This window comes from Paraburkholderia sediminicola (assembly GCF_046026895.1).
Lineage (GTDB): Bacteria > Pseudomonadota > Gammaproteobacteria > Burkholderiales > Burkholderiaceae > Paraburkholderia > Paraburkholderia sediminicola_C.
The window spans coordinates 39,788-54,682 of sequence record NZ_JAQQEU010000018.1 but is presented as its reverse complement, the minus strand read 5'-3'; the positions used below and the strand labels follow the sequence as shown (position 1 = coordinate 54,682).

12 protein-coding genes are annotated in these 14,895 nt (G+C 61.1%); 9 read left to right on the top strand and 3 right to left on the bottom strand.

Going from position 1 to position 14,895, the window contains the following annotated elements; genetic code table 11:
• Nucleotides 1-352: 352 nt before the first annotated feature.
• Complete coding sequence (locus PQR02_RS15270; RefSeq protein WP_408232037.1) at nt 353-664, bottom strand: DUF4148 domain-containing protein; 312 nt, start codon at nt 662-664, stop codon at nt 353-355.
• Between the two features lie 480 nt (nt 665-1,144).
• Here PQR02_RS15270 and PQR02_RS15265 point away from each other — a divergent pair, with 480 nt between their 5' ends.
• From PQR02_RS15265 to PQR02_RS15245, 5 genes are all read left to right on the top strand, one after another.
• On the top strand, nt 1,145-1,816 hold the full coding sequence (locus tag PQR02_RS15265; RefSeq protein WP_408232034.1) for a heavy metal response regulator transcription factor: 672 nt from the start codon (nt 1,145-1,147) through the stop codon (nt 1,814-1,816).
• On the top strand, nt 1,813-3,207 hold the full coding sequence (locus tag PQR02_RS15260; protein WP_408232031.1) for a heavy metal sensor histidine kinase: 1,395 nt from the start codon (nt 1,813-1,815) through the stop codon (nt 3,205-3,207). Before PQR02_RS15265 ends, PQR02_RS15260 begins: the two co-directional genes overlap by 4 nt.
• A 278-nt stretch (nt 3,208-3,485) precedes the next feature.
• A complete protein-coding gene (locus PQR02_RS15255) occupies nt 3,486-4,760 on the top strand; it encodes an efflux RND transporter periplasmic adaptor subunit (protein WP_408232028.1) in 1,275 nt (424 codons plus the stop codon).
• Nucleotides 4,761-4,777: 17 nt separating this feature from the next.
• On the top strand, nt 4,778-7,882 hold the full coding sequence (locus tag PQR02_RS15250) for an efflux RND transporter permease subunit (protein WP_408232024.1): 3,105 nt from the start codon (nt 4,778-4,780) through the stop codon (nt 7,880-7,882).
• A 17-nt stretch (nt 7,883-7,899) separates the two neighbouring features.
• Nucleotides 7,900-9,396, top strand: coding sequence for an efflux transporter outer membrane subunit (locus PQR02_RS15245; protein ID WP_408232021.1), 1,497 nt, complete (start codon nt 7,900-7,902; stop codon nt 9,394-9,396).
• 440 nt (nt 9,397-9,836) lie between these two features.
• Here PQR02_RS15245 and PQR02_RS15240 read toward each other — a convergent pair whose 3' ends face one another.
• Nucleotides 9,837-10,730, bottom strand: coding sequence for a LysR family transcriptional regulator (locus PQR02_RS15240; RefSeq protein WP_408232018.1), 894 nt, complete (start codon nt 10,728-10,730; stop codon nt 9,837-9,839).
• Nucleotides 10,731-10,734: 4 nt separating this feature from the next.
• Nucleotides 10,735-11,682 carry a LysR family transcriptional regulator gene (locus tag PQR02_RS15235; protein WP_408232014.1) on the bottom strand — a complete coding sequence of 316 codons (948 nt, stop codon included), beginning with the start codon at nt 11,680-11,682 and terminating at the stop codon, nt 10,735-10,737.
• Nucleotides 11,683-11,853: 171 nt separating this feature from the next.
• On the opposite strand from PQR02_RS15235, the gene PQR02_RS15230 reads away from it, so the two are divergent.
• From PQR02_RS15230 to PQR02_RS15215, 4 genes are read left to right on the top strand one after another with little or no spacing between them, the layout of a single operon-like run.
• Nucleotides 11,854-12,678: an ABC transporter substrate-binding protein gene (locus tag PQR02_RS15230; RefSeq protein WP_408232011.1), complete on the top strand. Its 825-nt coding sequence runs from the start codon at nt 11,854-11,856 to the stop codon at nt 12,676-12,678.
• 32 nt (nt 12,679-12,710) lie between these two features.
• Nucleotides 12,711-13,409 (top strand): amino acid ABC transporter permease, encoded by a 699-nt coding sequence (locus tag PQR02_RS15225; protein ID WP_408232008.1) that lies wholly within the window; start codon nt 12,711-12,713, stop codon nt 13,407-13,409.
• Between the two features lie 3 nt (nt 13,410-13,412).
• Complete coding sequence (locus PQR02_RS15220) at nt 13,413-14,150, top strand: amino acid ABC transporter permease (protein WP_408232005.1); 738 nt, start codon at nt 13,413-13,415, stop codon at nt 14,148-14,150.
• Complete coding sequence (locus tag PQR02_RS15215) at nt 14,128-14,853, top strand: amino acid ABC transporter ATP-binding protein (protein WP_408232002.1); 726 nt, start codon at nt 14,128-14,130, stop codon at nt 14,851-14,853. The genes PQR02_RS15220 and PQR02_RS15215 overlap by 23 nt, the downstream gene beginning before the upstream one ends.
• The last annotated feature ends 42 nt before the right edge of the window (nt 14,854-14,895 follow it).

Sequence of the window (14,895 nt, the reverse complement as noted above, 5' to 3'; positions counted from 1 at the left end):
TAGCAACACGCCGGCCTTCCGGCGTGTTGCTCTGCAGGAGACGTGCGCCGGTTCCTGCAAGACGGAATATGGCAAGCTCAAAGAAGCGCGCGGGTACGCCAGCCCAAAAAAAATGGCTGTCAAAAGGCAACCGACCGGATCAACATCGCCGCCGCTGACGCGACTATCGGATGTGCACGAAAGGTACGTACGTTCTCCGGCGCTTTCAGTTCGGCAACCACATTGCCGAACTGAGCCTGGTTCTCCTACCGGCTCGTGTCTTCCACATAACTTGATCAAACCGATTAACGTAGGCCAGAAAGAAGACAGGCATTAGCAGCCTGATGGTCACCGCGTGCAATGACGATCAGTATCAGTGATGGGAATAGATCGAGTGGTCGTCCGCGATCGTCATGGGCGCGCCCACCTGCGAAGAGCCACTCAACACGCCACCCATATCGGTGTTGCTCGGTGGCATCACGTCATGCGCGTTGAGACGGGCCTCCGCCGTCTGGATATCAGCGGGATAGTTCAGTTTGCTCGGCCGGTAGCCGGCCTGTTCCAACTTGATCAGGTCCGACTGCACGTCGGCACGCGTCACTGACACACTCGCGTCCTGAGCGAAGGAGGCGGTCGGGAGTGCGAGCAGCCCCGTAACCAGGGCAGCATATAAATACGACTTCATCGTGAATTACCTCATGAATGTGGGTTTGGTCGGCTTCCAGCAGTGATCGAAACCATTGATCTCCTGCCTCGCCGCAACGGGAGTGAGCAACGGTTATTTTGCATAGCGAAAGTGGACGTCTGCTGACACTCACATTACATCGATGTCATGTCTGGATTTGGACGCCGGGAGTCAGCCGCCAATCGTTCCTTGCATCCATGAGACGCGGACGTTCGCCGAACACGAGAGCCGGCAGATCCCGCTGCGCTCGCAGCCATGACCGGATAAGTGTTCCGATTCATGACTTTTTTGTCATTTCCGGTCCATCTTGACGCAAGGAAGTTTTTTTACAATTACCTGTCCGCCGTTTCGAAGAGCACTGCCGAGGCGTTCCAATAACCCAATTGACTCTGTCTCAACGCGATACGCTGCGCAGATGCAATTAGCGTAATGTACTATCCGCATTGAATGCACGACTTGCTGTGCGAAAGGGTTTTCATCATGCGTATCCTGATCGTCGAAGACGAACCGAAGATGGCCTCGTACCTTCGCAAAGGCCTAATGGAGGCAAGCTTCACCGTCGATGTCTCTAACGATGGCAACGACGGTTTGTTCCTCGCGCTCCATGAAGACTACGATCTCATCGTACTCGACGTCATGCTCCCGGGCATCGACGGGTTCGAGGTGCTCAAGCGCTTACGAGCGAAAAAACGTACACCCGTGCTCCTCCTGACGGCGCGCGATGCGATCGAAGACAAAGTCGCCGGACTTGAATGGGGGGCGGACGATTACTTGGCCAAGCCGTTCGTCTACTCCGAATTTCTTGCGCGGATTCGCGCGGTGCTGCGCAGACCCACGCAATCGGTCGACCCTGTGCTGCGTATCGGCGATATGGAAATCGACCTCCTCAGGCGCCGTGTGCGGCGCGGTGACGTCCGCATCGACCTGACCGCGCAGGAATTCACGCTCGTGAAACTCCTCGCCGAGAGGCAGGGCGAAGTGGTCACGCGCGCAGTCGTCACGTCACACGTCTGGGACATGAACTTCGACAGCGATACGAACGTCGTTGAAGTGGCTGTCAGGCGTCTGCGCGCAAAGATCGACAACCCATTCGAGAAGAAACTGCTCCATACGGTCCGTGGCATGGGCTATGTGATGGAAGAGCGGCCATGACTGCCGCGGACGGAGCGTACTCGCTGCTCAGGCGTCTGAGTGTCGCTTTTACCGTCGTCGCCGTACTGGTGCTCTCGCTGGCCGGCGCCCTTCTCTATCATTCGCTGTCGAGCCAACTCATGGACCGCGACGACAGTGAGATTTCGGTCCAGCTCGGCGGGTTTCTGGCGGCCGCTCGCGGATACGGCTCGGCAGAGGCGATCGGCAAAAATAGCGGCGTGTTTCGCGAGGCATTGCTCGCGCATCCCGCGATCTCATTCGCCATACTGGATGGTCAAGGAAGAGTATTGGCCGACTTGAGCCGTGGGGAGCAGCCCTTGCGGTCGATTGGGTCGGGCAATCCGGCAGAACAACAGACTTATTCATGCTCTCCCCCGTCCATCGGGCCTTCTCGCTGCGTATTCGGCGACGAAACGTTGCGTTCAGGTGAATCGATACGCGTGCTGCTCGCCCATGAAGCGAAGGAACGCTACTCCGTCCTTCGCGATTATCAAGGCGATGTATGGCTCGTGCTCCTCGGTGGTTCCGCGCTGATGGGTCTGCTTGGCTACGCCATCGCAAAGCGGGGATTGTCGCCGGTCAAAACCATCGGCCAACGAATTTCGCGCATTGAAGCCCACAATCTTGGTGAGCGCCTCGATATTGGCTGTGGCCCCGTCGAACTCCATGACATCGCGGGTCCGGTGAACCGGATGCTCGACAGGCTTCAACGTGCATTTGCGCAACTCTCGCAGTTCTCGTCCGATCTGGCGCACGATATGCGCACTCCGCTCGCCAACATGATCAGCGCATCGGAAATCACTCTTTCGCGTGAGCGATCCACCGAGGAGTACGAAGCGCTGATCGACTCGAACATCGAAGAATGCCAGCGCCTTCAACGGATGATCGAGACCATGCTGTTCCTCGCGCGAGCGGACCATTCAAAGGAACTGCTGCGGCTGGCCGTACTCGATTGCCATGAGGAGTTCGCAAGGCTCACTTCGTACTTTGAAGGCGTGGCCGAGAACAAGGGCGTTCATTTCGCCATCGACGGCGCGGTCCAGGTTCGCGCCGATCCGTCGATGCTTCGACGCGCCCTCAGCAACCTGGTATCGAACGCGCTTGCGCATGCTGACGCCGCATCGAAGATCGCGCTGCGTGCCTACCAGTCTGACGAGTACGTCGCCGTGGAAGTCACGAACACCGGCCAGACCATCCCGCCCGAGCATATCGACAAGATCTTCGACCGCTTTTATCGAGTCAATTCCGCGCGGCAAGGGTCGGCGAAGAACATGGGACTCGGCCTCGCCATCGTGCGATCGATCATGGAGTTGCATCGTGGCCGGGTCGACGTCGTGAGCCGCGCCGGCTTGACGACCTTCACGCTTTACTTTCCTTCCGTTACCGAGTGACACCCTGAGTCGCGTGCCGCGCAATCGCGCGGCATTCTTTCCTCGCAGAGTTCCGTTAGCTGATCCGCTCAAGATGGCGCGCCTTGGCTCACGCTGCGCCCCCCTTGCGTCCGCAAGCCAACGGTGCAATCTGCGCCTGCCTTCCCAAGATGTCAGAAATGACATTTCCCCGCCACCTCGCAATCAGACGCGCAACACGAAAATACGCTCTCCAGCTCTCAGGGAAGCCGTCGCGATCCCTCGGAGTCCCAACGTTTGTTCAAACATCGAGAGCTTTCGTGAACATCCGCTATCGCAAGCGTCTGCAGTTGTCTGTCGGTGCAGCGGGCATCCTCGTTCTTTGCGGTGCCTTGTTTTCCCTTCACTCGCGGACTTCCCCCGCGGCTACCGGGTCAGCGCCGCCAGCCACGGCAGTCGATCAGGCTCCGCCTCTGCCCAATACCGTGGACCTGTCGCCCGAGGCGCTCGCGAACGTCAAATTGCAGTTCGCGAAAGCGGAGCTTCGGCCCGGCGTGCATACCATTGCCGCTACCGGTGTTGTCGCATTCAACGCGAAGCGGCTCGCGCAGCTAGGCTCTCCTTCAAAGGCAAGGATCGTTGCTGTCGAGGTTGCCGCGGGCGATCATGTACGCGCGGCGCAACGGCTCGCTACGCTGGACGAGTTCGACTTGAGCGACGTGCGGAGTCAGGTCGCAAGTGCGTCCGCCGCAGTGGCGGACGCGAAGGCTGCAGCCGATGCGGCCAATGCAGCACTGCAGCGCGGCACCGAGCTCGTCACCGGCGGCGGTATCGCGCAGAGCGAGCTCGACCGCCGCCGTGCCGCTGCGGTCAATGCACAGGCCATGCTGAAGTCGCGGCAAGCGGACCTGCAGAAGTGGCAAGGCATGCAGCAACGCCTGATGCCGATCGGTGCCCCGGCGAGCCGAAGCAATGGAACGGCCACGCTAGCCCGACTGAGTCCGGGCGATTCGCTGGGTGCGCTCGTCGCGCCGTTCGACGGCGTGATCAGCAGCGTGGGCACGGCCGCCGGCAACATCGTCGACATGTCGTCGCCGATTGTGACGCTGGCCGATCTTTCGACGATGTGGGTGCAAGCCAACGTCCCTGAACGCGATGCCGCAGAAGTACGCCCCGGTCAGACGGTGCTTGTCCACCTCGATGCGTATAGCGATCGACAGTTCACCGGCCGCGTAATCGATGTTGCCGACCAGGTCGACACCAACACCGGCACAGTAGCGGTCCGCTGCGAGCTGCCTAACGGCGACGGCGCACTCCGCGCAAATATGTTCGGCACCGTCGAGATCCAAGCGTCGCTCGGTCGGAACGCGACGCTTGTGCCCGACGCGGCGCTCCAGGACGTGAATGGACAGCCAGCCGTATTCATCCCTTCCGGCAACGGCCGGTTCACGTGGCGCGCCGTTCGCACCGGCTACGTCGCCGACGGCATGACGCAGATTCTCAGTGGCCTGTCGGCCGGCACGTCCGTCGTCGCCGACGGCAGCTACTGGCTGAAGGCTGCGCTCATGAAGAGCACCATTCCCGACGAAGGCTGATCCGCGAGCGCACGCCCATGATTACCAAACTTGTCGAGGCGGCACTGAAAAATCGCGCCGCCGTGTTAATTCTCGTTGCCGTGCTGACGGTCGCCGGGCTCTACAGCATGCAACGGTTGCCCTTCGATGCGGAGCCGGACATCTCGCCGCAGCAGGTGCTGGTGACGACTCAGGCGCCCGGCCTCGCGCCAGTCGATGTCGAGCGCTCGATCACCGCGCCTGTCGAACTCGCACTGCAGGGTCTGCCAGGCATGCAGAGCCTGCGCTCGATCTCGCGTTACGGTCTCTCTGTGATTTACGTGCGATTCGCCGACGCTACGAACCTGTACCTCGACCGCAATCTGATCAGTGAGCGGTTGCAGACCATACAGCTTCCGCCCGGCACGACCGCCCCGCAGATGGGGCCGCTGTCGGATGGCCTTAGCGAGATCTATCAGTTTCAGGTGCGTGGCCACGGGCAGTCGCTGATGACGTTGCGCACCCTGCTCGACTGGCAGATCGCACCAAGGCTGCGCCAGGTGCAAGGCGTGGTCAACGTGAATGTGAACGGCGGCCTCCTGAAGACCTACGAAGTGCAGGTCGACGACAATGCGCTCATGCGTTACGGCCTGTCGGTCGGCGACATCTTCAATGCGGTGCAGATGAATAACGGCGCAACAGGCGGCGCGACAATCGAACACAACGGCGGAGAATCGATCATCCGCGGCGAGGGATTGCTGCGTAACACAACCGACATCGGCAACATCGTGCTGCGTACCGCTGCGGGCGGCACACCGCTTTACGTTCATGACGTGGCGCATGTCGACGAAGCGCCAATGCCTCGGCTCGGCGCGGTCACGCGTGACGGCAAAGGCGAAGCCGTCGTCGGCGTCGTGCTGATGGGCATCGGGCAAAACACGCGCGTCGTCGCACAGCGCGTACAGGACGCGATCAAGGAAATCAACCAGACGCTGCCGCCCGGCGTCGAGGTTACGCCCTACTATAACCGCGCGGATCTGATGGACCGGGTGCTGCATACGGTCGCTCACAACATGGTCGAAGGTGCCGTGCTGGTCATCGCGGTGCTGCTTTTGCTGCTCGGGAATGCGCGCGCAGGGCTGATCGTCGCAATGGCGATTCCGCTGTCGATGCTCGTCGCCGTCATCGCCATGTACGCTACGGGACTATCGGGCAATCTGATGAGTCTCGGCGCGATCGATTTCGGCCTGCTTGTCGACGGTGCGGTGGTGATGATCGAAAACGTCGTGCGGCGGCGCGCCGAAGCGCCCAGTCGGCCGTTACGCCCGCTCGTGCTGGAGGCAGCAAAAGAAGTCTCCCGGCCTGTGACGTTCGCGGTCCTCATCATCACGGCCGTCTACCTTCCGATACTGAGCCTTCAAGGTGTTGAAGGGAAAATGTTCCGGCCGATGGCGATGACCGTTATCTTCGCGCTACTCGCCTCGCTCGTCCTCACGCTGACGGTCATGCCGGTGCTCGCTAGCCTGTTGCTGCGCGGCAAGGTCGCAGAGCGCGAGAGCCGCCTCCTTCACTGGGTGCGCCTGCGCTATGAGCCGATTCTCGCGCGTGCCGCGCAACAGCCTGCGCTGACGATGGGACTCGCCGTCGTGTTGCTCGCGGTCGCGGCCTTCGCCGCCACGAGGCTGGGCGCCGAATTTTTGCCGCGCCTCGACGAGGGGGCGCTAACCGTCACGACGACGAAGCTGCCCGGCATATCCGTGCCGTCCGCGGTAGAGGCGCAAACCATGGTCGAACGCACGCTGATGCGCTTTCCCGAAGTGCAGTCCGCTGTCACGCTAGGCGGCAGCTCGGAGATTCCGACCGACCCGATGGGCGTGGAACAAAGCGACACCTTCATCATGCTGAAGCCACAATCCGAGTGGAAGACGGCGCAAACCCAGGACGGGCTCGTCACCAGGTACTCCGCGGCGTTGGATCGCGCCGTCCCAGGCCTGACGCTCGATTGGGCCCAACCGATCCAGATGCGCATGGACGACATCATCGCGGGCGTCCAGGCCGATGTTGCCGTGGAGATTCACGGGAACGATCTGCAAACACTGCACGATACTGCCGAACGGGTTGCGGCTGTGATCTCGCGGGTGCCGGGTGCGGCAGACGTCGCGGCGCAGCAGACGACTGGCCAGCCTTACCTGCGTGTCATCGTCAAGCGCGACGCGGTGGCCCGGTACGGACTGAATGCGAGCCAGGTGCTCGATGTCGTGCAGTCGTTGGGCGGTCGCAATGTCGGGACGGTTGTCGACGGTGAAGGTCAGTTCGATATCCGGGTCCGCCTGCAACCAAAGGATCGCGACGATGTGGCGCGCATCAGTGCGCTACGCATCAGCAATGGCGATGGCCGTGCCGTGCCGCTGTCGGAGGTGGCGGACATTCGCATGGAGCCGGGGCCGTCGAGCATCGAGCGCAAGGAAGGCAGGCGCGTCACCCTCGTTCAGGCCAACGTGCGCGGCCGCGACCTCGCCGGCTTCGTCCTCGCTGCACAACATGCGGTCGAGACGCAGGTCAAGTTCCCGCCTGGGTACACCGTGTCGTGGGGTGGCAGCTTCAAGAACCTGCAGGACGCGATGGCGCGCCTTTACGTCGTGGTGCCCATCTCGCTTGTCGTGATCTTCGCGCTGCTCTACCTGATGTTCGGCAATGCCGGCCTTGCAGCGCTCATCTTCTGCAACGTTCCGTTTGCAGCGATCGGCGGCATTTTCGCCCTCTGGATACGAGGGCTGCCGTTCAGTATTTCCGCTGCGGTCGGCTTTATCGCGCTCTTCGGTATTGCCGTGCTCAACGGAGTCGTGCTGGTCAGCAGCATCGTCGAGATGCGGGCTCGCGGCCTGAGTGCCGTCATGGCTGCGAAACAGGCTGCCGCGGCCCGGCTGAGGCCTGTGCTCATGACGGCGACCGTAGCCAGCCTCGGCTTTCTGCCCATGGCCTTCTCGATGAGCTCGGGTGCGGAAGTCCAGCGTCCGCTAGCGACTGTCGTTATCGGTGGCCTTGTGTCGGCAACCTTGCTAACGCTGCTGGTTTTGCCGACCGTTTATCCGTGGTTCGATCGCCGCAAAGACACGTCGCGTCTTGCCCAGCTGCACGAGCGCGAAACGCAATTCGCAGAATGATGGAAGGATACTCTACCGTGATTGACCTAAAACGTTCATCCGCCCTGTTGCTGCCGCTACTGCTGGCGGCCTGCGCGGTAGGTCCTGACTTCAGGCAGCCGGCCGCCCCGAGCGGCGCGGGGTACACGCATGCTCCGCTGCCGTCGAAGACCGCAGCGTCCCCCGGCGCAGTGGGAGGAGCGCAGCAGTTCGCTGTTGGCGACGATATTCCGGGCCAATGGTGGACGCTGTTCCAGTCGCCCGAGCTCAACGCGATGATCGACCGCGCGTTCAAGGCAAGCCCAACCATTGCTGCCGCACAGTCCGCGCTTGCCGTGGCCCGTGAGAACGTGCTGAGCCAGAGAGGGACGCTCTTTCCGAGCATCGGCGTCGACGCATCGGGCAGCAGAAACGCAACGTCCACGGCGAGCCTTGCTCCCGTCGCCGCGAACAACCAGCGCATTTACTCACTCTACACGGGCGAGCTGACCGTTTCGTATTCCCTTGATGCATTCGGCTTGAATCGCCGCATGATCGAATCGACAGCCGCGCAAGCCGACAATCAGCGTTTCGAACTGGAAGCGGCTTATCTGACCTTGAGTAGCAATCTCGCGCTTGCAGCGTTCAACGTTGCTTCGCTGCGCGGGCAGATCGCGGCGCAGCAGGAGGTGATCCAGGCCAATGTCGAACTCCTCGACATCCTTCGGCGTGAAAACATGCTCGGTGAAGTGGCCGAGGCGGACGTCGTGCAACAGCAAGCCGTGCTTGCGCAGTCGCAGATCGCGATACCACCGCTCGAGAAACAATTGGCGCTGCAGCGCGACGCGTTGATCGCCCTGATGGGCGGCTTTCCGAACGAGGACGTCGCGGCCGACTTCGACCTGTCTTCGTTACGCCTGCCTGATGATCTTCCCCTCAGCCTGCCATCGACCCTCGTGGAGCACCGGCCCGACATTCTCGCTGCGTCTGCGGCATTGCATGCTGCCAGCGCGCAGGTGGGTGTCGCAATCGCCAGTCGGTTGCCGCAAATATCGCTAACGGCGGCGTTGGGAACTTCGCCCAGTGCCATCGCGAACGCATTTACGCCATACAACCAGTTCTTCACCGTTGTCGGGAAGATCGCCCAGCCGCTCTTCCAGGGTGGAGCGTTGCTGCATCGCCAGCGCGCGGCGCAGGCGGCATTCGATCAGGCCAGCGCCCAATACCGCTCGACCGTGATCAACGCATTTCAGAACGTCGCCGATGTATTGCAGAGCGTGCAGGCGGACGCCAAGACGTTGCAGGCGGCCGTCAATGCGGAGCAGGCTGCCTCGCGCAGCGTGGCTATCCAACGTGAAAAGCTGCGCTCAGGCGAAGCGTCCTATCTGTCAGTGCTGAGCGCGCAGCAGACCTGGCAAATGGCACGCATTGCGTCGATACAGGCAAGGGCCGCCAGACTGGCGGATACGGCAGCATTGTTCGAGGCCGTGGGCGGCGGCTGGTGGAATCGGTCCGATTCACTCGTCTCGACGTTCGCGTCAAACCAACCGCGATAAAACAGATCATGAAACGACTTTGTACAATTCTTGCGGTTGCGATCGTGCTGGCCGGTTGCGCGACGCAGTCGCAATCGCGCTATTCCACCCGAAACCGACAGACATCGGATGGCACAGTAGTCGACTACGCCGGCGTGCCCTGCCGCAATCAGAATATGTATGTGAAATCGCCCGTCTGCCTGTTTCCGCGGACCCTGGTCGCGCCACACGGAGCCCATATGAGAAGCTTGAGCGAATTCGCTTTGAGCAATACCTTGTCCGTGTAGAACCGTAGTGTCGCGACCTCCGCCTCGTGGATGTCCGGATCTTCGCCCGCAACGCATTCTCTCGACAACAGAAGCAATTGAAGACGTTAAATCCGGCCATGGCGCTCATTGGACGATGCACCGACATCCGCGATGGCTCGATGCAGCTGATTGCGCTTAACGCTCGGTCCGCTCTTAAGCGTCCGAGCTGAACTTGCAGCAGCGCCGCGCAACATCGGCGACCATGTGACCCAACGCAGAATGTGACTGTTTCAGGAAAATTGCATCGTAGCGGACCGCCGGTACGGCCGGTTCAGTCATCACGATCTGCATCAGCCCGTTCTGGATTTGCTGCCTGAAGAGATCGACCGGCAGCAAGCTTACGCCCACGCCGGCCGCCACCAGGCCGCCCACTGCGACGGCATTGTTGCCGCCGCAAATACGCTCGGGATCGACACCCGCACTCTCGAAGGCCCTCGAACTCAGGATAGTCACGATGGAGAGCGGGATCTGCTCGATCACAGGGACCGTGCCCAGTTCGCGCAGCGACACCGCGCGCTGGCTGTCGAACTGGCCGGGGCGGCAAAACCAGGCGAACCCGGCACTGCCTAGCGCTATCCGATCGACGAATGCGGGTAGCTCCGGCTCGGGCAGGATCGCCAGGTCGAGGCGTCCGTCGATCACCTGCTCTTGCAGCGGCCCGGACATATCGACGTAGGGTCGCAGAATGAGACTCGGATAAAGTTCGTGCATCTCCTTCAAAAACGCCGCAAACCACGTCAGCGCAACGAGCTCCGTCAGTCCGACATGCAGCACACGGGCCATGTGCCGGTCAGCGTCCGGATAGGCCTGTAGCCGCCCGATGCTCTCCAGCAAGCTCTCGCACAGCGTCAACATCTCGTGTCCTTTCGCGGACAGCCTTGCTTTCTTACCTCCCTCTTCGAACAGAGGTGCCGCGGACTTCGACTCGACATCCTGCAGGCGCTTGGTCGCGGCCGACTGGGTGATATGAAGCTTGTCGGCTGCCCGCTGTACCGTGCCGAGCTTCGCTACCCAGTAAAACGTTTCGATCTGTTTTACGCTCAGCATCGCACTATTGCTCCTGAGTGCCCCGTGATTCGCGCACGTCGGCATCCTGATAGCGCGTCCCGTAGTCGCATGTCGCACGCGCGAGCGCGATGACCCTGCGGTGAAAAGGCGTCAATGAGTCGTGCCGCGCGACGGCGACATATCGCACCGGCGGCATCACCGGTGTCACGTGGATCTCCCGCAACCTGCCGAGCGTGACGAGTTCGCCGGCAATCGCATGCGGCAGACAGGCGACGCCCAGTCCGGCACTCGCCATGCCGCCAAGCGCGGAAAAGCTGTTGCAGGTCATGATGTTGCGCGGTTGCACGCTGTTGCGCTCAAGCCATGTGCTCATGACATGTCCGGCGGCCGAGTCCGCGGCCTGGGACAGCAGCGTCAACTGGCCAAGCTCTGACACGGCCAACCTGCGCCGCTTCAGCTTGAACGCGGGACTGCAATACCAGCCGTTACGCACGGTGGCGAGCGGAAATCTCAGCATGTCCGTCCAGCGCGGCGCGTCGGGCAAGATTGCCAGATCCAGCTGCGCCAGCCTGAGCTTTTCGTAAAGTTCCGCGGCGACCCCGCCCACTTCCAGCTCGACATCCACCAGCGGGTAGGTGGATCGCAGGGCTTCGATGAAAGCAGGCAGCCAGGTGAGCGCGGCAAGCTCGGTCATCCCCAACCTCAACGAGCGCCGCAGTACTTTCTCGCTCGCATACTGGCTCAGCAAGACGTCGCGTTGCTGAAGAATCGTGCGCGCTTGCGCGAGCACTTCGAGGCCATCGACGGTCAGCCGCGCCGATCGCGAAGCACGGTCGAACAGCGGCCTCGGGAATTGACTCTCCAGTTCGCGAACGTGGCGCGACACGCCAGACTGGACGCTACCGAGCTTGCGCCCGGCAGCTTCGAACGAACCCATGTCCGCAATCGCAACCAACGCTTCGAGCTGCAGAAAAGTGAACTGACGCGCCACGCTGTCACCTCTGAATTCATCACATTATGGAATGAAGAATTATGCACAAATATCTCTTTATTCTGTATTTGTTTCCACCAAGAATACGTGCTCCAAGTCCCCGCAATGCTGACCGGGCACCTTGAGGGCGCTCGCGGCTGCGTTTCGAAGCATCCTGTCTACGGAGATTGCATGAACTCGCCCAATAAACTTACCGCAGGATTGCTTGGACTTACATTAGCCCTGCTGGCGGGTACTGCACGTGCCGACCAGCTCGCGGACATCAAGGCGCGCGGAACGCTGGTGTGCGGGGTATTGGCTAATTTCGAGCCATTCGGATACCAGGACCCTGCCTCGCGCGACATAGTCGGATACGACGTGGACTACTGCAAGGGCGTCGCGAAAGCGCTGGGCGTCAAGCCCGTGTTGCAGGTGGTGTCGATGGAAGCGCGCATTCCCGAACTGCTGCAAGGCCGTATCGACGTGCTCGCCGCGGTGCTCGGCTACTCGGCGGCACGCGCCGGACAGCTCGACTTCACCCACCAGTATTACGTCGCGAGGCAGGTCATCGCGGTCAAAAGCGGCGGCCCGTTCAAAGTACGGGACGATCTCGACGGCAAACGCGTCAGTACGATCAAAGGATCGAGCAACATCGCGATCATGGGTCAGGTCATGCCGAGCGTGCAGCTCGTGAGTTATGACGACGCGCCGTCCGCGTTCCTCGCCATGGTGCAGGGCAAGGCCAATGGCTTTGTGGTCTCCGAGCCGATCATGCACCGCTTCGCCGCCAAACTCGGCACTAACGTTCATGTCGAGGCGCTGTCGCCGCCGGTCGGTCTCGAACATTGGGGGCTCGGTATCAAGAAGGGCGAGCCCGCATTGCTCGACGCGGTCAACAACGCGCTCGACGGAATGGAGAAATCCGGCGAATCGCAGCAGATTTTCGACAAGTGGCTGGGAGCCAGGACTATCTATCAGATGCACCGCGACTTCAAGTCCGGGCCGGTCCAGGGCTGATCTCGACACTGCCCCTGCAATAAGGACTACGCATGCTGGCGCATCTCAACTTCTCGAGCATCTTTGCGGCTCCGAACCTGCAGCATCTCGTGTGGGGATTGCAATACACTGCCCTGCTCACGCTGACGAGCTGGCTGCTCGCGGTCTCACTCGGCACGGTGCTGGCGACGCTGCGCACGATGGGTAATCCGTTGGTCGAGAGGCTCATTGCCGGCTACGTTGCGTACCATCAAAACGTGCCCATGCTCGCGCAGATGTTCCTGTGGTACTTCGGATTCCCGACGCTGCTGCCGGACAGCGCGCAGACGTGGATCAACGCGCACAGTGGTGAATTCATCTTCGCTTCGCTTGCGCTCGGCCTGTGCATGGCCGCGTACTACGCCGAGGATATTCGCAGCGGCTTGCGCGCGGTGCCGCATGGTCAACATGAGGCAGCTCGCTCGCTGGGTCTGAGCTACGCCAAGTCAATGCGATACGTGATCCTGCCGCAAAGCTTTCGCATTGCCATGCCGCCTTTCATCAACCACACGGTGGTGCTCTTCAAGAACACCAGCCTGGCAATGGCAATCGGGGTTGCCGAGTTGACGTACACGGTGCGCGACATCGAGAACCAGACCTTTAGAACCTTCGAAATATATCTCATTGGAACGGTCGTCTATCTGGCGATTTCTTTGAGCTTGATGGGTGCAGGCGCAGCCATTACACGGCGCACCCGTATCGCGGCGAAATGAACCATGCTCGACATACTGATCCGCGACTCGCATTTCCTCCTGCTGGGGCAATATCCCGATGGCCCGGTCGGCGGACTTGCACTCACGTTGATCCTCTCGCTGGCCGGTCTTGCCTTTGCCTTCCCGCTTGGCGTACTGCTCGCGTTGTGCCGGGTTTCGCCGTACAAGGCGCTCAGCGTGCCCTCGGCCGCGCTCATCTACATCGTGCGCGGCGTGCCGCTCGTGATGCTGGTGTTCTGGAGTTATTTCCTGGTGCCTGGATTGATCGGCCACTTGGTGAGCGCGTTCACGACGCTCGTGGTCACGCTGGTGATCTATCAGGCGGCCTATTTATGCGAGATTTTCCGCGCGGGCATCGAGGCGACACCCAAAGGACAGACCGAGTCCGCACGCTCGCTCGGACTGGGTTATGGCGCGACGATGCGCCACGTGATCCTGCCGCAGGCACTCTACAACATGCTGCCCAGCATTCTCAGCCAATGCGTATCGACGGTGAAGGACACGTCGATCGGCTATGTGATCAGCGTCCAGGAACTGACGTTTTCCGCCCAGCAAATCAACGCCAGTCTCCTTACACAACCGTTTCAGGTTTTCGCGATTCTCGCGCTGACCTACTTCGTGGTGTGCTACGCGCTCACCCGATGCGCGCACGTCATCGAACGGCGCATCGCGCGCCGGCGTGCCGCAGGAAAAATGCCAGATGTCAGGAGCGTCATCAATGATTCAGTTCTCCAAAGTTAACAAGTGGTATGGCGAGTATCGAGCACTCGTCGACGTAACTGCAGAAGTGAAACGAGGCGAGGTAGTGGTCGTGTGCGGCCCTTCGGGGTCGGGCAAATCCACGCTGATCCGTACCGTCAACCGCCTGGAGGAGATTCAGGGCGGCGAGATCACGGTCGACGGTACGAGCATCCATCAGGCTTCCTTGAACCTCAACCGGTTTCGCAGCCGTGTCGGCTTTGTGTTTCAGCAGTTCAACCTGTTTCCTCATCTGTCGGTACTCGACAACATATGCCTGGCGCCGCTGAAGGCGGCCGGCAAAAGCCGCGTGGATGCGAAGCAACAGGCGTTGACGTTGCTCGACCGTGTAGGACTGGCGAGCAAGGCGAACGCATACCCGCAGCAGTTGTCGGGCGGACAGCAACAGCGCGTCGCCATTGCGCGCGCGTTGGCCATGGAGCCGCCAGTCATGCTCTTCGACGAACCGACCAGCGCGCTCGATCCGGAGATGGTCGGCGAAGTGCTCAACGTCATGAAGTCGCTGGCGAGAGACGGCATGACCATGATGTGCGTGACCCACGAAATGGGGTTTGCGCGTGAGGTGAGCGACAGCGTCTGGTTTATGGATCGCGGCGAGATCCTTGAGGTAGCCGACCCGCAAACCTTCTTCAGCTCGCCCGTGCATCCGCGCGCGCAGGCATTCCTCTCCGACCTGCGTCATTAATCAACCTTTTCCGTTTCGAAAGCCGCGCCGGGCGGTGCAGCA